A 22,298-nucleotide genomic window follows, 5' to 3' on the forward strand; every position below is an offset into this window, starting at 1 on the left:
ACAATAATATGAAAACAAAATATACAAACATATTAAAAACTTCAGTTGTAAGTACAATAGCGGCATTAATGTTATCATCTACTTCTGTATCGGCAGACTGTACGTATGAATTATTCAATATCAGCTCCAAAAAGGGTACTAAGATTGTAGATTTTATTGACCAACTTAGTGACGAATGTGAATTTAGTGTTGTCATCTCGGATACTCAAGCGGAAAAGATATTGAAATCAAGATTAAATAAGACACATATTAAAAACTTGACGATCAATGAGGTCTTGGATCTAATACTCAAGCAAAATAATCTCACATATTCCCTCGAGAACAATCTGCTTAAGATCTCTTATCTAAACACAAGAGTCTTTAATATAGATTACATCCTGTCTCAGAGAAAAGGGACAGGAAGTACTGATGTCACTCTTTCATCTTCTGGAGGAAGTGGTAATGCAGACACGACAACGTCATCATCAACTACAACACAATCGGATACTGTCACTCAAACAAATCCATCTACTGCTAACTCTGGTATTTCTATTGAATCAAGTGATGAAGTCGTATTCTGGGAACGTCTAGATAAAGAGTTGGAACATGTACTTAACAGACCTGAAGACAAATATAAGGCTGTATCTCCGATAATAAACAAAAATGCTGGATTGATTACGGTCACAGCTACTCAAACACAACTTGATAGACTAGATAAATATCTTAAAAAGTTACAAGATAAAGTCAAGCTACAAGTTTTAATAGATGTCCAGCTTTTATCAGTTACAATGACGAAAAGTAATAGCACCGGAATCGACTGGAGTCAACTTTATAAGTTACAAAATGGAACATTGGGCTTAAGTTACCTAAGTAAAAGTAATGTTACAGAATGGACTGGAGCGGGCCAAGGCTCAAGTATTACGGCTATAGGCACTCAAGCTAAAAATGCTGCACATATGCTTAATGTACAAGTTGGTGGTAGTATAGATGAAATTATCAAGTTTTTAAAGACACAGGGGAATGTTAGCTCTATATCTAATCCAAAAGTCTTGACACTTAATAACCAACCTGCACTTGTAACAGCAGGAACTGAATACTTTTATAAAATCTTGCAATCAACAAGTACAACAACTCAGGCAACAACAACTGCCCAAAACGAGGAAGTAAGTTCTGTTTTTGCGGGAATTTTATTGGATATAACACCAGAAATATCTGATAATGATATGATTACTTTAAAAATAAATCCATCTATTTCCGAGACAACAACTGATATGTCAAATACAACATCAGCAAATAGAACTACTCCGCCTGATTTAAATAGAAGACAGTTATCATCTGTTGTTACTGTTAAAGATGGGAACAGAATCATCTTAGGTGGTTTAATCCATACAAGTACTTCTAAAGGTGATAATCGTGTGCCTATTCTTGGTGATATTCCAGGCCTAAACTATCTTTTCAAGCGTGAGGAGAATAAAAAACAAATTGAAGAACTTGTAATTGTGATCGAACCTCATATTATACGTAATGACAAATCGCAGCTTTCTCTTTCAGATCTTGGATATGAAGGTATCAGTGATAGTATACTTAAAAGCAATGTTACTTCTGCTGACTTAGAAAAAGAAGAAAAAGACAAAAAGACAACAAAGAAAGCTGAAACGCAGGATGACAAATAGTAGTATTTATGAAAAACCTAAAATGGTTTTTCTTGATACGGTAGATGCAAAAAACTATGTTCATATAGATCGTAGTTCCAGCATTTATCAGTCCTTAAAAGAGACCGTACAAAAACCATTGAAGATGATACTTCTATATGGAAAGCCGGGTACAGGTAAGAGTATGCTACTTACAAAACTGTATAGTGACATGTCAAAGCATCAAAGTGTTCACTTATATAGTACTCCACTGATAGATGAGAGTGAATTTTTTAAATCTTTAGCTTCTGATCTATTTGACGTGAAATATAACGGAGAGTTAAATTTAACTCAATTCTTAAAAATTGCCAAGAACTATGAATCATCTCATGTACCGCTTATTTTACTAGACGAAGCCCAGCTTTACCCTTCTGAATTGATGGAAAAGATAAGACTTCTCTCTGACTCTAGAATAGTTAAGTTTGTCATAGTACTCCATAAAACAGAAAAAGAGGACATTATTGCCAAAGAGCATTTTCAGACAAGGATCTGGGAAAGTATAGAACTAAGTAATGCGACAAGTAGTGAATTAAAGATATACATTCAAAAGAAACTTATGAAGGCGAATTGCTTTGATATAGCTAATATGTTTACTGATAAATCAGCAACTAAAATATATAAAATAACGAATGGAAACTATAGAGATACAAATAAACTTGTACACTCTCTTTTTGAGATCTATGAGTGGTACGACAATAATCAGCCATATAAATTAAACACAAACTTTGTGTCAAATAAGATCATAGAGATGGCCGCGATTTCAACAGGACTTATTAATGCTTAATGTACCGGAACTTGAAAAGAAATGGCTGACATACAAAATAAAGTCATTTCTTCCACATATCGTATTATCAATACTCGTTATTGTTATCGTACCTTTTATTATTGTTTTTTATCCTTCTGATAAAACTGAAAAAATAGTAAAAACTGAAAAAAACGATATAACGACAACAAAGAATAAAATAGAAGCTGATATAGCATTAAATTCTGTCGAAGAGATCAATAAAGAGGATCTCAATACATCAAATGCGCTAAAAGAAGATGATAAACTAGTTTTAAAACCTTCATTGAATTTTGTAAATAAAATTGAAGATTCTATGGTCACTTATTATGATGACGATAAACACACAAAAAAGAGTGAAACAAAAACAGCTTCGAAGACAATAGTGAAAAAAACTGTGCATAAAGAAGTGAAAAAGCAACCCGTTCATGTTGCTCAGGAAGATAAAGAAGATAAAAATGATCAAATAACAATAAAGACTGAAAGTGTCGATAAAAATATGCAAGATGTTATCCAAAGGTTTAAAAAAACAAATAATCCTGTTTTAAGCCTATTTCTTGCTAAAAAATACTATGAGATGAAAAAATATGATCTCTCTTACAATTATGCACTTATCACGAATCAAATAGATAATAAAATAGACATGAGTTGGATCATATTCACTAAGTCTCTTGTAAAACTCGGACAAAAAGATATGGCTGTAAATACATTAAAATCTTATATTAAAAACTCGAATTCTCAGACTGCGATAACACTTTTAGATGAGATAGAAAGCGGGCGTTTTCAATGAAAGCCTTTTTTTTACTCATAACTTTTATTACACTCCTGTTCTCTGATGCAAAACAGGATATATATAGTTTATTTCAAATGAAACAATATGAAAAAGCCTGTAGAGTCGGTTTGCTAAACTTTAATAAAAACAGAGATGATGAAAATTTCGTCTCCATATATGCATTTTCTTGTCTTTATGCAGACTATATAGATAGACTGAGTGTTCCTATCACTCTTTTAAAAAACTCGAAAGAAGCCCGTTCTAATGCTGCATATCTCTCCATTATACTAATGCAAAAAAAGCTTTTAGAACACTCGTTAAAAGACGATTATAATATTAAGCCGTTGAAACTGCCTACTACAGATAATATATTATCAAAAGTATTTGATCTATATTCAAATCTGAAAACTCCCAAAAAGATTCCATTATATGTATTTATTGATCCAAATAATGCTAAAATAACTTATAGACTATATTTATCTGGTGATGCGGATGCCAGTAATATGGTCATCGAAGAGTTATATGATTCAACATTAGTAAAAAAACATATTTATAGATAGATGAGTAAGGGTAAAACATGGATAGAATCACTTTAGATTTATTACAGCATAATCATATTACCCAGCGCCAGATAGATAGACTTGTATCTCATGGAGTACATGAAGACACTGTTTTATATACACTCATAAAAGTTGGTGCTGTCTCAGCAAATTTTGTAAAAAGATTTATTGTCGAGCAGATTAAAAATGGTAAATATGATATAGATATATTAAAAAACTATCAATTTATTAAAGAATCGGATGTTCTTCAAGCACTTGCTGAAGCCTTACATCTAAGTTTTGTTGATCTGGATTCAATCGATATGGATTATAAACTTGCAGAGCGTGTTCCGTTAAATCAACTAAAAAAATATAATCTTCTTCCGATATCGCAAGATGATCTTAATATGATCGTCGTATTTGCAGACCCGTTTAATATAGAAGCACAAGAAGCGATTCAAAGGATTTTCCCTAGAAAACCCATTAAAGTTTCGATCGCTACCAATAAACAGATACAGGAATATCTCTTTAAAATTGCACTAAAAGATAGTGTCAAAGAGCTTGTTACAAACATCAGAACCGAACTAAATACGATAGGAAGTATAGAAGAGCAGCAGGAAGCTTCATCAATTCTTCAGCTTATTGATGTAATACTAAATGCGTGTATAAAAAGTAGAGCGAGTGATATTCATATCGAACCTACGGAAAAAAACTGTGTTGTCCGTACTCGTATCGATGGTAAACTCAGTGAGATATTTATCTTTGATAAAGATATATATCCACCGCTTGCATCAAGACTGAAGCTTTTGGCAAATTTGGATATCGCAGAAAAAAGAAAACCTCAAGATGGACGTTTCTCAGCGACACTTAGTGACAGAGAGTTTGACTTTCGTATCTCAACCCTGCCTATACTCTATGGTGAATCTATCGTTATGCGTATTCTGGATAAGACAAAAGCCCTTGTAAAACTTGAAGATGCCGGTATGGATATGGCGAGTTATAACAAATTGTTAAAGGGTCTAGGTTCACCGTTTGGGATTATCTTAGTCACAGGGCCTACCGGTTCTGGTAAGACGACTACGCTTTACGGAGCACTCAATGAACTTAGAAATGTAGAGGATAAGGTCATTACCGTTGAAGACCCCGTTGAGTATAGAATGAACCTTATTCAGCAAGTTCAAGTAAATGCGAGTGTCGGTCTGAGTTTTGCCGATGCATTACGTTCTATACTTCGTCAGGATCCGGACAAAATAATGATCGGGGAGATTCGTGACCAGGAAACACTTGAAATCGCTATTAAAGCAGCACTAACGGGTCACTTAGTGATTTCTACACTTCATACGAATGATTCGATCAGTGCTATCCCTCGTATGATAGATATGGGAATCGAGCCATACCTGATCAGTGGAGCCCTAGTCACGGTTCAAGCACAGAGACTTGTAAGAAAGATCTGTCCTAACTGTAAGACTCCTGACCATATTCCAGAGTCTTCACTGGAACCGTATAGATATATGATTCCAAAAGACACCGTCTTCTATAAAGGTGAAGGGTGTAACGAATGTAATTCTACCGGTTATATGGGGCGTGAGATGATATGTGAGGTACTTCCTATATCTGAAAAGCTATCTAGTATGATTGCAAAAAATTCATCTAAAGAGGATCTACATAAACAGGCAACTGAAGAGGGTTTTGTTGGTATGTTTGAAAACGGCATGCAAAAAGCGATAAATGGAGTAACAACATTTGAAGAGATATTAAGGGTGGCAAAAGTATGAATTATTTTACTGCAACTGTTCTTTCAAAAGGAAAGAAAGAGGATTACGGATTTTATGCTGAGAGTAAAAAAGAAGCTCATTATCTTGCAAAGATTAAATTTTCAGGAATTATAATCAAAGTTGTAGAGTCAAAACCTCCTTTAGAGGAACAGCTCAAACAGTTTAAAGCAAGTTTAACAAAAAATATGAAAAGAAGAAAAGTCAAGCCCGATGCATTGATCGCATCGACGAGACAGTTAGCCGTTATGACAAATGCCGGTATCTCGATCCATGACTCTATTAAAGAGATCGCCCGTTCTACAAATGACGATAATTTAAGAGATATTTTTCTCTCAATAGCAGATGATATCAACTCAGGGCACAGTCTATCTCACGCTGTAGGTAATTATAGATATGAACTTGGTAATCTTATGTTAGCTATGATAGAACTAGGAGAAAAAACGGGTAATGTTGCAGAAGCACTCTACTCTCTTTCGGATATGCTCGAAGAAATAAGAGCCAATGTTATTAAATTTAAGAAAGCGATGGCTTATCCAAGAAATGTTATGATCGCTATGGCTATAGCATTTACAGTGCTAATATCATATGTCGTACCTCAGTTTAAAGCGATCTTTGAAGAGCTGCATGCAAATCTACCACTCCCGACGATAATCCTTTTAAAACTTGAATATCTATTCAACAACTTCGGTCCGTATATCTTGGCAGCATTATTTGTTTCCTATGTTGTTTTTAGATATCTTGTTAATAACTATCGAAATGTCAGGTACGGTTTTCATAAATTTTTATTAAGAGTCTATCTTATAAAAAATGTTATTAAATTTGCTACTCTTAGTAGATTTACACTTGTCTTTGCAGAACTAGTACGTGCAGGTATCCCAATAGCAGAAGCGCTTGATACAGCAATTGCAATGATAGATAACCTTCCTTTAAAAGAGAAACTTTCAACAGTGAGAGCTACCGTTGAAAAAGGGGGTACCCTTAATAACGGACTCAAAGAAACCGGACTTTTTGAAAATATGATCATCCAAATGATAGCAGCAGGTGAGTCAAGCGGACAGCTTGATGCGATGATGCAAAAAGTAGCAGAATACTATAAAATGCGTTTTGATGCGATTATTGATGGTCTATCTGAAGCCATCGAACCTATTATGCTTCTTATAATTGCTTGTATGGTCATACTTTTAGCACTCGGTATATTCTTGCCTATGTGGGATATGGGGAACGCAGTTCAAGGAAGAAGAACGTAAATAGTCATGCGTACATGTAAGAGAACTCTTACATGTAAAGACTCTATTCCTCTTCATCCTTCGAAGCTTTTTTGACTAACTTCTTATAATTTTCATCCATCTCAATCAGTCCCGCTTCATACAAAAACTGTGAAGCTACAAAATCTATCTTTTTGATCTTGTCATATTTTGCATAGCTGAGATAAAGAATATCTTTTGCACGTGTCACTGCCACATAAAAAAGCCGTCTCTCTTCATCGATACTACCGCCTCTTGACATCAACTTTCTGTTTGGAAATCTTCCGTCCATCAGATCTATGACATATACTTCTTTATATTCCAGACCTTTGGATGCATGGATACTAAGAAGATGTACACCCTCACCTTGCGTAAGATCTTGAGAACCGAGGATCATGGCATTTAAAAAACGTTCATGCTCTTTATAAGGCTTTGACAGCTCTTCTAGAAGAATCGCTTTTCTTGTTATTCTTGACTTTGCTTCCTGCTCCTGTTTCTCATCTATAGAGCCGTCTTTTTGCTGTGCTCTTTTTTGAGCCAGATGATTTACGATATTTTTATACAACTCTGAAGCAGCCATCTTTTTTACTATGGTACGAGGCTGTTTTATCCCTTTTAAGTCACGGAACAGCTGATAGAAAAGGTGCAGGAATATCGCTCCGTCTTTTGTCAGTTTCGGGTGTTTTAAAACTACATTTTTTAAAAATTTATCCTCAAAACCGAGCTTTGCAAAACGCCCTATTGCACCGAGTTCTAAGAAGTCGTCAAAAAGTCCGAGCTGATGATTAAGTGTCCTTTTCTCAAACGGATTTGATATAGAGCTGTCCGGTGCATAAAGACCGTAAAAGATCGAACCGTTACCAAGTGTTTTAAGTGCCGTATATATCTCCTTTGCCATCGATGTCCCGACACCCTTTGCATACTCAAAAAGGTGTATAAAAGCCATCATATCCGACTCGTTAATAAGAAGTGTGTAAAGGTCAAGCAGAACTTTTATCTCTTTTGAGTCAAAAAAGCTGGTGCCACCTTTTCTTCTACAGGCGATACCGAGTTCTTTTAATGCTACTTCAATGCCGTCAGCCGAAGAGTTATTTCTAAAGATAACGGCAATCTCGTCACGTGCAGTCATCGAGTCTCTTATGGAAGCTGCGATATTATGATACTGGTCAAAAAGCTCATCATATGCTATGAGTTTTGGAGGTTGGGCATTTGCATCTGTCCTTGTAAACTCCAGAGCTTTTTCATATATACGTTCATTGTAGGAGATCACTTTATTTGCTAAAGATAGGATCGGAATAGTCGAGCGGTAGTTTTTATTGAGTGTAAATATATTTGCATCACTGAACTTTTTAGCAAAAGTCCCTATGATGGAGATATCTGCACCGTTAAAGGCATAGATGCTTTGGTCATAATCGCCGACACAAAAGAGGGACTCCGGTTTCATAGCATCGATAAGGGTACCTTGAAGTGCATTGGTATCTTGATACTCGTCTATAAGTACCTCTTTATATCCAAGCTCTTTTGTCTGGCATAGTTCACGCATCTTAATAAGCAGGTCGTTAAAGTTTAAAAAACCGTATTGTGTTTTTAACGCTTCAAACTCATCTACGATATCTGCATATATCATCGCAAAAGTTTCATGTTCACCCTGATTTTCTTTTATCCAAGCCTCAAAATCAAGGTTCATCTCCGTATTTTGATAGAATGAGTAGAGATCATAAAGGTAGTTCCCGCCGTACGGAGTGACTTCTGCAGATATATGCATAAAACTGCGTTTGTCATGCACACTTCGAAATAAAGTTTTCAGTTCACGCTGCTGTTTTAAAACGACTTTTTTATCCTCTTTTTTCAACCATCTGTAACTTACGGCATGAAAAGTCCCGGCATCTATCTTAGTTGCTATGTCCGCACCAAAATATTGAGCGACACGCTCTACCATCTCTGCGGCAGCTTTATTTGTAAATGTAAGTAAAAGTATCTCGTTTGGTTTTACGCCGTTATTGAGAAGATGTCCGATACGCCCGACGATAGTTGATGTCTTACCGGTACCTGCAGAAGCGATGATAAGGTTGCGGCCGGAAGGTGCAGTTGCTGCTGAAAGTTGCTGTTCATTTAGACGTGATAGAGGCAAACGGTATAATCCTTTTAAAAAACGGATTATACCAAATTAGACTATATTATCTTATATTATGCCGCTAATGTAAAATTTTTTAACTGCTCTGCTAATCCAAAATCCGGATAGTCAGTTGCACGAAGAGCGATCTGCCCCATTAGCCCCTTATCTTTATTGAAGATAATAGGTGCTAGAAAGTTAACTCTTGACTCATTAAGAGGATTTTGAACGACCATGATGTTATACACTAAAACATTTGAAGTCGCATCTATACCAAGAAGAACTTTAGCCGAACTTGGCAGGTCAAATGAATACTCTCTTAACATGTACGGATTGACCAATGTAAAAGAGATCGAATCATTTTGATTACTTTTTATAGTTGCAAAAAGATCATCTACTTCAGTAAACTCCATGCTGCTAATATTCTCAAAACCCAGTATCTCTGTTTTTACTTCGTAAGTCATATTACTTCCTTATGTAATTTCTATATTTTATAGGAAAAGCAAAAGGTATTCCAAAACTGTTAATGGCTACATGTAAGGATAATTTCACGTCACTTTGGATATAATCGCGAAATTTTAATCCACATTTTTAAGGTATTTTTATGTCCACAAACAGCTATGAACCAAGTAAAGTAGAAGACAGATTTTATAAACTTTGGGAGACAAGAGGCTATTTTGAGATCGACGGAAACAAAGCGATCCAAAAAGATGATAAAAAATTCGCGATCATGATGCCTCCTCCGAATGTCACTGGAAGTCTTCACATAGGTCACGCTCTTACATTCACACTCCAAGATATCATCACTAGATATAAAAGAATGGACGGATATAAAACTCTTTGGCAGCCGGGAACCGACCACGCGGGGATCGCTACTCAAAACGTTGTTGAGAAGCAGATTATGGCTGAGGGTAAGACAAAAGAGGAACTCGGACGCGAAGAGTTTCTAAAACGTGCTTGGGCATGGAAAGAGCAAAGTGGAAATACTATGGTCTCTCAGCTTCGCAAACTCGGCGTTAGTCCTGCTTGGAAACGTGAGAGATTCACTATGGACGACGGACTTAAAAAAGCGGTCCGTGAAGCATTCGTTCACCTATATAATGAAGGTCTTATCATCCGTGGGAACTACATGGTCAACTGGTGTACACATGACGGTGCACTTAGTGATATCGAAGTAGAATACGAAGAACATCAAGGAAATTTCTACCATATGAAGTATCCGTTTGCAGACGGCAGCGGAGAGATCATCGTAGCAACTACCAGACCTGAGACATACTTCGGGGACACGGCTGTTATGGTTCACCCTGAAGATGAAAGATACAAAGACCTCATCGGCAAAAAAGTCAAACTGCCTTTAACTGACAGAGAGATCCCTATCATCGCTGACAGCTACGTCGATATGGAGTTTGGAACAGGTATGGTTAAAGTAACACCTGCGCACGATCCAAACGACTACGAAGTAGGAAAACGCCATGACTTAGAGTTTATCACGGTATTTGACGAAAGCGGTATCCTGAATGACTTTGCAGGCGAGTTTAAAGGCTTAGAGCGTCTTGCAGCGCGCGAAGTGATCGTAAAGCGTCTTGATGAAGAGGGCTTTATGGAAAAAGTCGAAGAACATACGCATCAAGTAGGTCACTGTTACCGTTGTAAAAACGTAGTCGAACCGTATATCTCAAAACAGTGGTTCATCAGAAATGAGATAGCAAAAAAATCGATTGAGAAGACAAATGAGGGTCAGGCGAAGTTCTTCCCTCCGCATTGGATCAACAGCTACAACTCATGGATGGGTGAACTACGTGACTGGTGTATCTCTCGTCAGCTTTGGTGGGGACATCAGATACCGGTATTTTACTGTTCTTCATGTAACCACGAATGGGCAAGCATGGATGAAACTCCTCATGAGTGTCCAAAATGTGCTTCAAAAGAGTTTACACAAGACCCTGACGTCCTAGATACATGGTTCTCATCTGCTCTTTGGCCGTTCTCGACTCTTGGATGGGGTAACGGCGACAGCGAAATGGATAGACTTTTTGAGACTGACGATTTAAAAGAGTTCTACCCGAACTCTCTACTTATCACGGGCTTTGACATCCTTTTCTTCTGGGTTGCTAGAATGATGATGATGGGTGAGACTTTTATGGGCAAACTTCCATTTGAACATATCTATCTACACGCTCTTGTACGTGATGAGAACGGCGATAAGATGAGTAAGTCAAAAGGCAACGTTATCGATCCTCTTGACACTATCAACGACTATAGTGCGGACATCCTGCGTTTTACTCTGGCGATCAGTGCGGCTCAAGGGCGTGACATTCGTATGAGTAACGATAAGCTTGAGCAGACTCGTAACTTTACGAACAAACTTTACAATGCAAGTAAATACCTACAGATGAACGCTGAGACTTTCCCTGATCTTGGCGGATTCTGTCTGGATACAGAGCTTGGAAAGTACATGGTCTCACGTTTGAACGTCGCGACAAAAGAGGTCCGCGCTTACCTAGACGAGTACAGGTTCAACGATGCTGCTACTGTTATGTACCGCTTCTTATGGAATGAATTCTGTGACTGGGGTATCGAGCTTTCTAAAGCAGACAAAGGTTCTATCATCGAGCTTGGAGCTATCTTTAAAGAAGCTATGAAACTGCTTCATCCCTTCATGCCGTTTATCACAGAGTATCTGTATCAGGAACTTTCAGGCAAAGAGCTTGAAGACACAGACTCTATCATGATCACAAGTTTTCCTACTAAGACAAGAAGACGTGAAGATGAGGAAGCGAAGTTTGAGAGTATCATGGATGCTATCGTATCTATCAGACGTGCAAAAGTCCTAGTGGATATGGCAAATCAGAAGATCGTAAAAGCATATGTGAAGATCGACGGTGCGACTGCCGAAGCTAAAGAGATGATGAAACCGTACATCGCAAAACTTGCAAAAGTCGAAGAGATAGAGTTCTGTGACGCTAAGATCGCTGATGCTGTCAGCGACATCGGCGAAAAGTGTGAAGTGTTCATTCCGACAGCTTCTATCGATCTTGCTCCTATCATCTCTCGTTTAGAAAAACAGAGCGAAAAACTTGAAAAAGAGATAGGTAAACTTGCAGGTATGCTTAACAATGAAAGATTCGTTGCAAACGCTCCTGAAGACGTCCTTGCTAAAAACCGCGAAGCACTAGCCGATGCGCAGAGCAAACAGGAAAAAGTACAAGAGCAGCTAAACTCACTTACAAAATAACTACATTTTATGTCAAAGCATGTGGAGATAATCCATATGCCGACATTCCTCCAACCCTTTTAGAACATAATTGTGACTATTGCTAGCATAGTATATGCATTGAAGTAAGTAACTTCATTTAAGCCGCGCAGCAGCATTCTCCATCTCTTTCGGTGCTCAAACAAATCTTGAACGGATACAATCCACAAACAAGGACATTGATATGGGAACACCTATTGATTACATATACGAAAATAAACTAGAATGGCAGCCTTCTTTTAAAGGTCCACTAGAAGAAGCTGGACGCTTTGGATACAGAGGAGAGCTTGTCATCACTCCGGGTGAGTTTCTTTCACCGGAAAAACAGTTACCACCAAAAAAGATACTAAAACAAGCCATAGTCGTAACAGATACAGAATCAGCACTCTTTTTTGCAACTGAGCTGGAAGATTTCTCAAACTTTGAGACTGCATTTGAGCTATATAAAGATATACTCACACCGGCAACACTAGTCACACTTTTTATCGATAATCTTCTTAGTGATGCAATATTTGAATATAACGGCATCACTATAAATGCATTTTCTTTAGATGAAAGTTCTGTATGGAACGAACTTATCTCTCATGCAGATCTTGATAAAAAAGAACTCAAACGCATGGGTGCCGAAGAGAAACTAGACAGCATCTATGACGGGATCAAAGCAGCCACTCTCTTTGGAAAAAAGATGTCATATGAAGAGGCTTGCGCTCTAAAGATGGATTAACTTTATCTTTTAGGCGTACTTTCGCCTAAAAACCTCAAACACCCTGCTTCAGAATATTTTAGTTTTTATATGATATAGTTTTTGATATATACATAAAGTCTAACTATGAAAGCCTTACTCACAAACAGCATCATCTACTTCATTTTAGTGTTCAGTGTCGGTTTTATACTTGGAACGTTTAGAGTTCTATGGCTGCTTCCTCTTTTAGGAGAGCGTTATGCAGAACTTCTCGAGATGCCCTTTATGCTGATAGCAATATATCTCTTTGCCCGCTATATAAACAGCCGTATCATCTCTCTTTCAGGGACAGCTCATCTACTTATAGGTCTTACCGCCCTGCTTTTGCTTTTGTCTGTCGAGTTTACCTTAGTACTTGGTATCCGAGGTATCTCATTTACAGAATATTGGCAAAGCAGAGACACTGTATCGGGCACTTTTTATATCCTCTCATTGGGTCTATATATGTTGATGCCCTATCTTCTATTTCGTTATTCAAAAAAATTATAAATATGGTTTTAACAAGCCAGACTTCATAACTCTTTAGGTACAATTTCACAATTTTACTTTCCATTTTTAAAGGTCAGAAGTTTGTTTGATATAAGAAAATACAACACATCCAACATCAAAAACGATATCCTCTCAGGACTTGTTGTTGCTGTTGCTCTTGTCCCTGAAGCGATCGCATTTGCATTCATAGTCGATGTAAGCCCGATAGTAGGTCTTTATACCGCTTTTATACTTGGTCTTATCACTGCCATCATTGGCGGTAAACCGGGAATGATAAGTGGTGCTACGGGTTCTGTTGCAGTAGTACTTGTCGGTCTTACGCTAGAGTCACGTTCTTTGCTTATCTCTCAAGGACTCAGCGGTGATGCTTTAGCCTTTGGTGTCTTACAGTACATCACGCTTGCTGCCGTATTGGCAGGACTTATCCAGATAGGTGCAGGAGTGTTCAAACTTGGAAAATTCATCCGTCTGGTCCCGCTTCCAGCTATCTACGGATTTGTAAACGGTCTTGCTATCGTCATCGCTATGGCACAGTTCAAGTTCTTTGAAGATCAGGGGTATGCTATGTATATCCTTGTCGGTATCACGATGCTTATCATGTACTTTTTACCTAAAGTCACAAAAGCTGTACCATCAGGACTTATCGCAATCATCGGACTTACCATCGTTGTCTATTACCTGCATATAGATACGATGCTTGTCGGTGATATGGCAAATCTGACTGAATTTAAAGGTCAGCTTCCTTCGTTTCATATACCAGATACGATCCTAAGTTTTGAAGCAATCAAGATGGTTCTTCCATATGCCGTTATCGTAGCTATGGTAGGTCTTATCGAATCACTTCTGACTCTTTCGGTACTTGATGAGATGAGCGAGACAAGAGGAAGTGCGAACAAAGAGTGTATCGCTCTAGGAACAGGGAATGTTACGTGCGGGATCTTCGGCGGTATGCCAGGATGTGCGATGATCGGTCAGTCTATCATCAACTTCACTTCAGGCGGTCTTGGACGTCTTTCAGGTGTGACGGCAGCCATCGGGCTTATGGTGCTTGTCGCATCTCTTACAGACACGCTCAACATCATCCCTATCGCAGTACTTGTTGGGATCATGTTTATGGTCAGTATCGGGACATTTGAGTGGAGCAGTTTCTCTCATCTTAAACACATGCCAAAAGAGGATGCATTTGTCGTTGTATCCGTGACACTTATCACAGTCTTTTTTGACCTTGCTACAGCCGTGATAGCGGGTGTCATCATCTCGGCTCTTGTATTTGCATGGAAACATGCACGTATCTACGCGAAAGTAAGTTTTACAGATGACGGGACAAAGATATATGAACTTGACGGTCCTCTTTTCTTTGGTTCATCTACTTCGTTTATGGATATCTTCGATGTTGAGAATGACAGTGAGAGAGTTATACTGGAGTTTAAAAATGCACGTGTTATGGACTCATCAGGCGTCGAGGCTATAAACGTTATAACGAAGAAGTATGAAGATACCGGCAAAACACTTATGCTCCGTCATCTCAGCCGCGACTGTAAAGAGTTACTTATAAAAGCGGGAAGACACTGCACATTCGTCGAAGCCAATGACGACCCGACTTACAAAGTCGCATACAACTACTAATCAACCTGAAAGCTAAAGACTCCGTTTCTTCCGAGTTCTTTGGCTTTATAAAGTGCGCTGTCTGCACAAGATATAATCTTATACATAGTGTTGTTGGTCTGTGAGTACTCGCAGACACCAAAACTGCAGGTCAGGTTTTTAACGGTTTCAAAAGAGTGCATCTCTATATGAAGACGCAGTCTTTGAGCAAACATAAAAGCATCTTTTTCACTTGTATGAGGATTGATGATAATAAACTCCTCACCACCCCATCTTCCGATATAATCCGTGTCTCTTATCTCTTTTCTCAAGAACTGTGCCAGTTCTATAAGTACCTTATCACCCACAAGATGTCCGTATTGATCGTTGATCTGTTTAAAAAAATCGATATCTAAAATAATAACTGAAAGCGGAGTATGGTATCTCTTAGAGTTTTTTATCTCAAGTAACAGCAACTCATCTATTTTTCTTCTATTGTAAAGCCTTGTGAGATAATCCGTGACGGAGAGTTCATGCAAGGACTGTTGAAATTTATCTATAGAACGTTCACCCAGATATGCGACTATGACAACGACGATCAAACCGATAGAGAGTCTCGTAAAAGACACGTAGTTCCAATCTCCATGCTGCCACTCGCCTACTCCGATAAGGGCTGATGTAAGCAGTAAAAGCGCATATATGACAGAGAGTTTAAGCCCCTCGTTATGTCCGTGAAGCGTGATGATCACGACAGGAGCTATAACCGTCCAGATGAGTCCGAAACTATCGTTTTGATTTGTCTGTGCAAACAGTATTAAAAAGCCTACCAATGAGACTGTTGTGATCCATTTTGAACGGTTGAAAGATTTATTAAAGCGCAGGTCAAGAAATGCTGCGACAAATACGATAGCAGAGACAAAGTCAAAAGTAGCGATAGTGTAATCATGTAATTTAAAAAAATTGATGAATGTAAACGTGCTGAATATCAGGATCTCAATAATAAAAAAAAGATTTATTAGATTAAGTTTTCGTATGAGACGAAAATCATCGCTCTCATACTCTATTTTAAATAAGTTAGCATATTTCAACTAGTTACCAGCCTCTTGTATATTTTAGTTCACTTTGACTTTTATAAACGTTTCAGGGATCACACTTTTATACTGCGGCATACTTTGACCGATAGTCGCATTGATATATGTCGGATCAGCTATCACATAACGTTTGTTTTGGATATTTACTGCATCTCCCTGCATCGGTATCTGCACGGCTGTTGCCATATGGTCTTTGTATTTTATACCGACGATATTTACATTAAAAAGCTTTTTCATCAGATAAGCATATAAAACTGCCCTGTCCTCACAGTCTGACTTATCATAGTAAAGAGTCTCCTCCGCGAACATCGGTTTTTCACGTCCAAACTGTTCAGGGTCAGTCTGGTAGATAAACGCATGTTGGACAAAAGAGAGTACAAAGTTCATGGCATCACTTGCACGCTTACCGTCTAGATATTTTTTCAGTGCCGTCGCTATTTGTGCATAACTCTGACTCTCTATCGGTGCATCAAAGTAAGTATCATAATCAGCCTGCGGATATGTAGCCATAAAGTCGATGATGTTTTTGTTATAGTTAAAATTGACTTTATACTCACTTCCCTGATACTTGAACTTCAGACTCTTTGCATTTTTATCATCTACAAAAGTCGGCAGCTCTTTGATTGCGAGATCCATCGCTTTTGTCGCATCGGGATAGTCTTGATTATAAGTGAATAAACGCCCTACACCGCTTTTATTATAAAAAGAAAGTGCATAATACTTTTTGTTGTTTAGCGTATAGTTCGGCGTAGAATAGATGACCTTTTTAGAGTAGTGAAGCATCACGACATGTTTATCTGCCAATCCTACTCTCACGGCATATCCCAGTTTGTTGAATATAAACCAGCTAAACAGTGTCGCTTCATCTTTATTATTAAATACGTTTGACGAGATGTCGTTTACTAAAAGATACACGCCCCAGTCATTGAGATTGAGATCTTTTTTGACATTTTGTATCTCATCGATCAAAACTTTGTACTCACTTGAGGCCATAACATCAAAAAATGCTGCGATTCCCTCTTGCGACCTTGGAGAGAACCTGGCTGTTTTGATAGTGCTTGGGATATCAAAGCCTAAAACTGAACCGTAAAAGCCGAAAGTCAACTCTTTTTTAGGTGTCTCGACTTTTTTTACGATGACGACAGGAGGTATCTTTTCTTCTACAAGCGGCTTTTGGACTACCTCTTTTTTAGGTGTCGGAACGACTGCCGGTTCAAACTTTTCAGCAGGCTTTTTTACTTCGATGATGATCTTAGGACCAAGACTCGGCGGTTCGACATAAGTAGTCTTCGGAACGATTTTCGGTTTAGGTTTTTCATACAGAGGCTGTCCAGCAAACTCTTTGTATGCCTTCCATTGCTCTTTTAGGTAGTTGTTAAATGCAGCGTCTCTTTCATCTTTGTACTTTTTAAAAGACTCCGTCTGAGTCCTTTTAAAATCCTCAAAAGAACCTGCATGCAGTGTGATCGCAGCTAAAAAAACTATACTGCTAAAACGGCCAAATACTCTGAATAATCTTTGTTCCCCATCCCTGTTTAGTCGCACGGTCTATGTCTCCCTCGGATTTATATAATATCTTCGCATCGCTCATCTGTGAAGAGCTTATCTGATTGTTTTGACTTATGTCGTATGGTCTTATCACACCGCTGACTTGGATGATCTGTTTCTGATCGTCGATCAAGATCTCTCGTTTACCGGAAACAAAATAGTTCCCGTTTTCCAGGACCTTGATAACTCTTGCCGATACGGTAGTCGTAAATGAAGCATCTTTAGTCGAAGCCCCAGACCCTGTATATGCAGAGTTTGATGAACCTGTAAAACCTATGTTTGTAAGTCCGTTTAACTTATTTGCATAGGCTGATACTGCAGGATTACCTCCATTAGAGGCAAATACGCCACCGCCCAAACTACTGCTGTCACTTTCTGACAATGCTTTCGTCCCGGTGTTACTGCTTTTTGCCGTTTCAGAGATGACAATAGTCACTATGTCATTTACATGCATAGCTTTATGGTCTGAAAAGAGAGGATTATCCCCTTTTCCGAATATGCTTCCCTCAGATGTATAATCTTTTTGATCCTGCTTAGCAGGCATCTCTTCCACATACTTCGGTGGCTCAAAATCTATCTCAGGATCGGTTAGATTTGCTGTACAACCAGTAAATAATAGTATAGCATACAAACTAATAAATAGTATTTTAATCATAAATATTCTTCTTTTACAATAGGATAAAGGGCAGCTTTAACAGCTCTTGGTATAATACTAGCAAAAAAAGTTCCAAGGACACTTATGAGTTTAAAAGATCAGATAAATACGGATATTAAAGAGGCTATGAAGGCAAAAGACAGTGCAAAACGTGATGCACTAAGACTTCTTAGCAGTGCTTTTAAACAGATAGAAGTCGATGAAAGAAAAGAGCTGAGCGATGACGACATAGTCAAGATCATCCAAAAACAGATAAAACAGAGAAACGATGCTATCGCTCAGTACAAAGATGCAGGACGTGACGACCTGGTAGAAAAAGAGAGTTCAGAGATCTCATACTACGAGCCTTACCTACCAAAACAGCTAAGCGACGATGAGTTAACTGCTGCCATCAAAGAGATCATCGCTAAAACAGGTGCCGCTTCTATGAAAGATATCGGTAAAGTTATGGGAACAGCTAGCAAAGAGTTAGCAGGTCAAGTAGACGGCAAACGCATCAACGAGTGTGCAAAAGCACTTCTTTCATAAAACTCAATCTTACATGTAAGTATTCTTACATGTAAAACTACCTCTTCATACTTTCTTTTTTTTAATAAACCCGGTTGATACTGCTATGATGACAATGAACACTATAGCAAACAAGCCTAACTCTTGCCCCTGCTTTGCCATGTCACCTAGTGTGAAAGCATCACCACGTGCGCTGATATTAACAGCAAAACCTATAAGTCCGATGATGAGTGTGAGGGCTACGGCAAAAAGCCCGCCGAAAAGTGCAGCTTGTTTATTGAAATTTGTCATTGTTTCATCCTAGTTTTTAGGAGTATATCGTTTTTCATTAAACAGATGGTATTTTTTGTTTTGTCTTTTAAGTATGCAAAAGCAGTTTTTTCGCAGAGAAGTCTTTACATGTAAGAGAGGGAGAGAAAAACTTACTCCCCGAATTTCAGCTTTCTAAGCGCATCTTCCACATTGTCTTGACGCATCAAAGATTCACCTACCAAGAAAGCATCCACACCAGCTTTGCTTAAGTCTTCTAGCTGACCGTGTTCATAGATACCGCTCTCTGCAACTATGATCTTTCCGTTTGGTATAAGAGGTATAAGCTCATATGAGAGGTTCATGTTCATCTCGAAAGTCTGCAGGTTTCTATGGTTGATACCGATGATATCCGCACCTGCATAGATCGCTTTTGTCAGGTCTGTCTTGTCATGGACTTCTACTAGTGCTTCCATACCGAGATGGCGTGTATAGTTTAAAAGCTCTTTTAACTCGCCTTTTGAAAGTGCTGCAGCGATCAGAAGGATAAAATCAGCACCAAAAACCATAGCTTCGAGTATCTGGTATTTTGAGATGATGAAGTCTTTTCTTAAAAGCGGGATACTGACATATCTTCTTATTCCTGCTAGGTACTCCAGATCACCCTGAAAAAAATGTGGTTCAGTAAGTACAGAGATGGCACTTGCTCCGCCTCTTTCATACGCTTGAGCTATCGCAAGAGGATCGAAATCTTCACGGATAACACCTTTTGAAGGACTCGCTTTTTTCACTTCAGAAATGATGCGGTACGGATCTTCCTCTGTTGATTTAAGGTATGGGATAACGTCTCTTGGAGCTCTTGCATTAAAAGCAAGTGAACGACCGAGCCAGTCAAGACTGAACTCTTTTTCCCTTTTTTCCAGATCCTCTTTTGTTCTTTTTATGATGTCATCTAAAATCATTTACGCTTTTTTTCCTTTATACACTGATTTATTGCTTTGTAATGTGCCTTGACTTCCGGCTCTTTCAGGCCTATATCTTTTACGACCCTGTCCATGATCTTTTTTGCCGTTTTGCATTTATGCAGCTTGTAGTATCCCCAAGCCAAAGAATCAAGATAATATGCAGAGTTAGGATCCGCCTTTAAAGCTTCTCTAACGTATGCCATCCCCTCTTTTACTTTTATATTATGTTCTATCATAAGATACCCGAGGTAGTTCAGGTACAGAGGTTTAGGGTCTAGGCCTACAGCCTCTTTTAGATCTTTTAAGACCTCGTTTACACGCTTTTTATCATTTTTTCTATCAAGACCTTCATATTTGTAGATCGCACTTTGTGCAAGGTACTGCGGATCATAGTTCTGTGCATAAAGCTTCTTAGCCAGTACCGATGCTTTTTTGTAAAGCTTTGCTTCTGAATAAAGCTGCAGCAGCAGATCATCATCACAGCCGCAGTCCTGTAAAAATATCATCATTTTAGAATAATCTTTTTTATATCCGTAAAGTCTGATGATGTTTTGAGCGACCTCATCTGAAGGATCGATCTCATACAGTCTCAAGTATGTCGTAAGCATACCGTCGACATTGTTTTCGTTACTGTAAAATCCTGCCAATCTGTCACATATGAGTTTTGAGCATCCGTGGATACGTATATGCGATTCCAAGTATGCCAGGGCTTCGCTTTTTCTTTGAAGGTTTACATACAGGATGATCGACATCTTGTCTAGTATCTTCTCATTATAGTTTACGTTATATGCGCTCTCAAGATACTTCAGTGCGGTTTTAAAATGGTTTTGTTTTATGTAGATATTACTTACCAAGATATAGTCATCAGGGTCTTTTGTCTTGTTGACCAGCTCGATGGCTCTATTTTTTGCATCTTCGAGTCTATCCAGATTGATAAGTGCGAAGATCTCATATCTTATAAGCATAGTATCATCAGGAAGATCTTTTTGGTGCTTTACAGACCTTTGTAAAAGTTTTTCATATTGATGAGAGTTCAATAGTCCTAAAAGCGATCTAAACAGGTACTCTTTTTTGCCCGACTTTTCATATATCGTATTAAACAGAGATGCCGATGAGTTAAAATCACCCATCTTTTCTGCTTCAAGTGCAAAGATCGTGTATCTGTCTTCACCTTCAAAAGCCTTTTGGTTCGGCTTTACATCAGCACTGTGACATCCTATAAAGAATATAGAGATAAGGATAAAAAATATAATTTTAATCATCTAGTATTCCTGGGCACTCTTCTTTTAACTCATCTACTCTTTGTCTGAAATAATCCCAAAACGGAAATGTTCTGCACTGCGTCGGTCTGGCTTCATATATGCCGCATCCATTTATCTCTCTGTCATAAAAGATACAATCGTGAGAATCTCCGTGTACAACCTCTTTGATGGAGTATTTGTACCCTTTTTTATAAAGATATTTCTCTACAAAACTGCGTGGTTCAAGCTGCAGCAGTGATGCGATATTTAAAATCTCATCTTGCGTGAGATAGATATATCCGCTCTCACCCGTGCAGCATCTGCCTTCGCAAGTTTCGCATTTTGAAGGATCAAAAGCATAAGAGAAACCATCTTTTCTTATTAAATCTGACATTTTATGCTATTTGTCCTCGCTTTTTTATATACTGATTCTGAAGCTTTTGAAAACTTGTCACCGTCAAAAGCAATAAACGGCGGTAAAACATTTAAAAGTGATTTTGAGTTTTTTCTTACATGTAACATCACTAAAGACGCATTTCTATCTATCTTTGAATGTACGAATTGTACATCAACTACTCTTAATTTTGCTTCAGAAAGCTCCGCACAGATAATGGCAAACTGCTTTGCATCATAGCAAAACATAAAGTGTCCTTTAGGTGTCAAAAGCTTTGCAACCTTTTTAAAAAACTGCTTTAAAGGAAGATTCACGTTATACCTTGCATGATAAAGCATCTCATCTTCACTCTTTGATGCACCTTCATGATAAAAAGGCGGATTTGAAATGATGTAGTCAAATCCCTTCTCATCCTCATACTCTAAGAAATCCGTATGATGTATATTATAATTTATTTCGTTTGCTTTTGCATTTTTTGTAGCATATTTTACAAATATTTCCTGTTTCTCGACAGCGTGAAGTTCGACCTTTTCATTGTCTCTTGCTACTAAAAGTCCTACAACCCCGCAACCGGCGCCAACATCAAGCATTCTTCCGCGCGGTTTGAACGAGTCTATAAAATTATACAGATATAAAGAATCACTATTGTAACAATACCCTGATTCCGGTTGATAAAGTGTCATAAA

Annotated in this window: 21 protein-coding genes; 11 read left to right on the plus strand and 10 right to left on the minus strand. The window is 38.1% G+C overall.

The window, feature by feature from the left end; genetic code table 11:
- Positions 1-8: 8 nt before the first annotated feature.
- The 6 genes from mshL (at position 9) to WCX87_RS08195 (ending at position 6,784) form a co-directional block, all read left to right on the plus strand.
- Positions 9-1,652, plus strand: coding sequence for a pilus (MSHA type) biogenesis protein MshL (gene mshL / locus WCX87_RS08170; RefSeq protein ID WP_345979123.1), 1,644 nt, complete (start codon positions 9-11; stop codon positions 1,650-1,652).
- Positions 1,653-1,674: 22 nt separating this feature from the next.
- On the plus strand, positions 1,675-2,454 hold the full coding sequence (locus WCX87_RS08175) for an ATP-binding protein (protein WP_345979124.1): 780 nt from the start codon (positions 1,675-1,677) through the stop codon (positions 2,452-2,454).
- On the plus strand, positions 2,447-3,241 hold the full coding sequence (locus WCX87_RS08180) for a hypothetical protein (protein WP_345979125.1): 795 nt from the start codon (positions 2,447-2,449) through the stop codon (positions 3,239-3,241). Before WCX87_RS08175 ends, WCX87_RS08180 begins: the two co-directional genes overlap by 8 nt.
- Positions 3,242-3,318: 77 nt before the next feature.
- Positions 3,319-3,783 carry a hypothetical protein gene (locus WCX87_RS08185; protein WP_345979127.1) on the plus strand — a complete coding sequence of 155 codons (465 nt, stop codon included), beginning with the start codon at positions 3,319-3,321 and terminating at the stop codon, positions 3,781-3,783.
- Between the two features lie 17 nt (positions 3,784-3,800).
- A complete protein-coding gene (locus WCX87_RS08190; protein WP_345979128.1) occupies positions 3,801-5,537 on the plus strand; it encodes a GspE/PulE family protein in 1,737 nt (578 codons plus the stop codon).
- Positions 5,534-6,784, plus strand: coding sequence for a type II secretion system F family protein (locus tag WCX87_RS08195; RefSeq protein WP_345979129.1), 1,251 nt, complete (start codon positions 5,534-5,536; stop codon positions 6,782-6,784). The genes WCX87_RS08190 and WCX87_RS08195 overlap by 4 nt, the downstream gene beginning before the upstream one ends.
- Positions 6,785-6,827: 43 nt before the next feature.
- Here the strand turns inward: WCX87_RS08195 and WCX87_RS08200 are convergent, their stop codons facing one another.
- Both WCX87_RS08200 and fliW read right to left on the minus strand, forming a co-directional pair.
- Positions 6,828-8,912: an ATP-dependent helicase gene (locus WCX87_RS08200; RefSeq protein ID WP_345979130.1), complete on the minus strand. Its 2,085-nt coding sequence runs from the start codon at positions 8,910-8,912 to the stop codon at positions 6,828-6,830.
- A 56-nt stretch (positions 8,913-8,968) separates the two neighbouring features.
- Positions 8,969-9,358, minus strand: coding sequence for a flagellar assembly protein FliW (fliW, locus tag WCX87_RS08205; protein ID WP_345979131.1), 390 nt, complete (start codon positions 9,356-9,358; stop codon positions 8,969-8,971).
- Between the two features lie 140 nt (positions 9,359-9,498).
- Between fliW and WCX87_RS08210 the strand changes: the two genes are divergently transcribed.
- From WCX87_RS08210 to WCX87_RS08225, 4 genes are all read left to right on the plus strand, one after another.
- Positions 9,499-12,129 (plus strand): valine--tRNA ligase, encoded by a 2,631-nt coding sequence (locus WCX87_RS08210; protein ID WP_345979133.1) that lies wholly within the window; start codon positions 9,499-9,501, stop codon positions 12,127-12,129.
- A gap of 202 nt (positions 12,130-12,331) precedes the next feature.
- Positions 12,332-12,871 carry a hypothetical protein gene (locus WCX87_RS08215; protein WP_345979135.1) on the plus strand — a complete coding sequence of 180 codons (540 nt, stop codon included), beginning with the start codon at positions 12,332-12,334 and terminating at the stop codon, positions 12,869-12,871.
- 105 nt (positions 12,872-12,976) lie between these two features.
- Positions 12,977-13,378, plus strand: coding sequence for a hypothetical protein (locus WCX87_RS08220; protein WP_345979136.1), 402 nt, complete (start codon positions 12,977-12,979; stop codon positions 13,376-13,378).
- A gap of 81 nt (positions 13,379-13,459) precedes the next feature.
- Positions 13,460-15,004 carry a SulP family inorganic anion transporter gene (locus tag WCX87_RS08225; protein WP_345979137.1) on the plus strand — a complete coding sequence of 515 codons (1,545 nt, stop codon included), beginning with the start codon at positions 13,460-13,462 and terminating at the stop codon, positions 15,002-15,004.
- Here the strand turns inward: WCX87_RS08225 and WCX87_RS08230 are convergent.
- From WCX87_RS08230 to flgH, 3 genes are read right to left on the minus strand one after another with little or no spacing between them, the layout of a single operon-like run.
- Entirely contained in the window at positions 15,001-16,050 is a 1,050-nt protein-coding gene (locus tag WCX87_RS08230; protein ID WP_345979138.1) for a diguanylate cyclase, read from the minus strand. The two genes, WCX87_RS08225 and WCX87_RS08230, sit on opposite strands and share 4 nt — an antisense overlap.
- A gap of 24 nt (positions 16,051-16,074) precedes the next feature.
- Positions 16,075-17,598, minus strand: a complete 1,524-nt coding sequence (locus tag WCX87_RS08235; protein ID WP_345979139.1) for a hypothetical protein — start codon at positions 17,596-17,598, stop codon at positions 16,075-16,077.
- Positions 17,543-18,256, minus strand: coding sequence for a flagellar basal body L-ring protein FlgH (gene flgH, locus WCX87_RS08240; RefSeq protein WP_345979140.1), 714 nt, complete (start codon positions 18,254-18,256; stop codon positions 17,543-17,545). The genes WCX87_RS08235 and flgH overlap by 56 nt, the downstream gene beginning before the upstream one ends.
- Before the next feature lie 84 nt (positions 18,257-18,340).
- Between flgH and WCX87_RS08245 the strand changes: the two genes are divergently transcribed.
- On the plus strand, positions 18,341-18,784 hold the full coding sequence (locus tag WCX87_RS08245) for a GatB/YqeY domain-containing protein (protein ID WP_345979141.1): 444 nt from the start codon (positions 18,341-18,343) through the stop codon (positions 18,782-18,784).
- Between the two features lie 45 nt (positions 18,785-18,829).
- On the opposite strand, the gene WCX87_RS08250 is transcribed toward WCX87_RS08245, so the two are convergent.
- The 5 genes from WCX87_RS08250 to WCX87_RS08270 all read right to left on the minus strand — a co-directional run bounded on the left by WCX87_RS08250 (position 18,830) and on the right by WCX87_RS08270 (position 22,295).
- Complete coding sequence (locus WCX87_RS08250; RefSeq protein ID WP_345979142.1) at positions 18,830-19,054, minus strand: hypothetical protein; 225 nt, start codon at positions 19,052-19,054, stop codon at positions 18,830-18,832.
- A gap of 131 nt (positions 19,055-19,185) precedes the next feature.
- Complete coding sequence (gene trpC, locus WCX87_RS08255) at positions 19,186-19,974, minus strand: indole-3-glycerol phosphate synthase TrpC (RefSeq protein ID WP_345979144.1); 789 nt, start codon at positions 19,972-19,974, stop codon at positions 19,186-19,188.
- Positions 19,971-21,239 carry a hypothetical protein gene (locus WCX87_RS08260; RefSeq protein WP_345979145.1) on the minus strand — a complete coding sequence of 423 codons (1,269 nt, stop codon included), beginning with the start codon at positions 21,237-21,239 and terminating at the stop codon, positions 19,971-19,973. The genes trpC and WCX87_RS08260 overlap by 4 nt, the downstream gene beginning before the upstream one ends.
- Positions 21,232-21,612, minus strand: coding sequence for a YkgJ family cysteine cluster protein (locus WCX87_RS08265; RefSeq protein ID WP_345979146.1), 381 nt, complete (start codon positions 21,610-21,612; stop codon positions 21,232-21,234). Before WCX87_RS08265 ends, WCX87_RS08260 begins: the two co-directional genes overlap by 8 nt.
- On the minus strand, positions 21,600-22,295 hold the full coding sequence (locus WCX87_RS08270; RefSeq protein WP_345979148.1) for a methyltransferase: 696 nt from the start codon (positions 22,293-22,295) through the stop codon (positions 21,600-21,602). Before WCX87_RS08270 ends, WCX87_RS08265 begins: the two co-directional genes overlap by 13 nt.
- Between the last annotated feature and the right edge of the window lie 3 nt (positions 22,296-22,298).

This window comes from Sulfurimonas sp. HSL3-2, assembly GCF_039645965.1.
Classification (GTDB): domain Bacteria; phylum Campylobacterota; class Campylobacteria; order Campylobacterales; family Sulfurimonadaceae; genus Hydrocurvibacter; species Hydrocurvibacter mobilis.

Bases quoted from the DNA above. Each gene is read 5' to 3' on its own strand.
- fliW (WP_345979131.1), bottom strand. From the start codon at position 9,358: ATGACTTACGAAGTAAAAACAGAGATACTGGGTTTTGAGAATATTAGC.
- WCX87_RS08265 (WP_345979146.1), bottom strand. From the start codon at position 21,612: ATGTCAGATTTAATAAGAAAAGATGGTTTCTCTTATGCTTTTGATCCT.
- WCX87_RS08175 (WP_345979124.1), top strand. From the start codon at position 1,675: ATGGTTTTTCTTGATACGGTAGATGCAAAAAACTATGTTCATATAGAT.
- WCX87_RS08250 (WP_345979142.1), bottom strand. From the start codon at position 19,054: ATGACAAATTTCAATAAACAAGCTGCACTTTTCGGCGGGCTTTTTGCC.
- WCX87_RS08270 (WP_345979148.1), bottom strand. From the start codon at position 22,295: ATGACACTTTATCAACCGGAATCAGGGTATTGTTACAATAGTGATTCT.
- WCX87_RS08185 (WP_345979127.1), top strand. From the start codon at position 3,319: ATGAAACAATATGAAAAAGCCTGTAGAGTCGGTTTGCTAAACTTTAAT.
- WCX87_RS08245 (WP_345979141.1), top strand. From the start codon at position 18,341: ATGAGTTTAAAAGATCAGATAAATACGGATATTAAAGAGGCTATGAAG.
- WCX87_RS08180 (WP_345979125.1), top strand. From the start codon at position 2,447: ATGCTTAATGTACCGGAACTTGAAAAGAAATGGCTGACATACAAAATA.
- WCX87_RS08260 (WP_345979145.1), bottom strand. From the start codon at position 21,239: ATGATTAAAATTATATTTTTTATCCTTATCTCTATATTCTTTATAGGA.
- mshL (WP_345979123.1), top strand. From the start codon at position 9: ATGAAAACAAAATATACAAACATATTAAAAACTTCAGTTGTAAGTACA.
- WCX87_RS08190 (WP_345979128.1), top strand. From the start codon at position 3,801: ATGGATAGAATCACTTTAGATTTATTACAGCATAATCATATTACCCAG.
- WCX87_RS08210 (WP_345979133.1), top strand. From the start codon at position 9,499: ATGTCCACAAACAGCTATGAACCAAGTAAAGTAGAAGACAGATTTTAT.
- WCX87_RS08215 (WP_345979135.1), top strand. From the start codon at position 12,332: ATGGGAACACCTATTGATTACATATACGAAAATAAACTAGAATGGCAG.
- trpC (WP_345979144.1), bottom strand. From the start codon at position 19,974: ATGATTTTAGATGACATCATAAAAAGAACAAAAGAGGATCTGGAAAAA.
- WCX87_RS08195 (WP_345979129.1), top strand. From the start codon at position 5,534: ATGAATTATTTTACTGCAACTGTTCTTTCAAAAGGAAAGAAAGAGGAT.
- WCX87_RS08220 (WP_345979136.1), top strand. From the start codon at position 12,977: ATGAAAGCCTTACTCACAAACAGCATCATCTACTTCATTTTAGTGTTC.
- flgH (WP_345979140.1), bottom strand. From the start codon at position 18,256: ATGATTAAAATACTATTTATTAGTTTGTATGCTATACTATTATTTACT.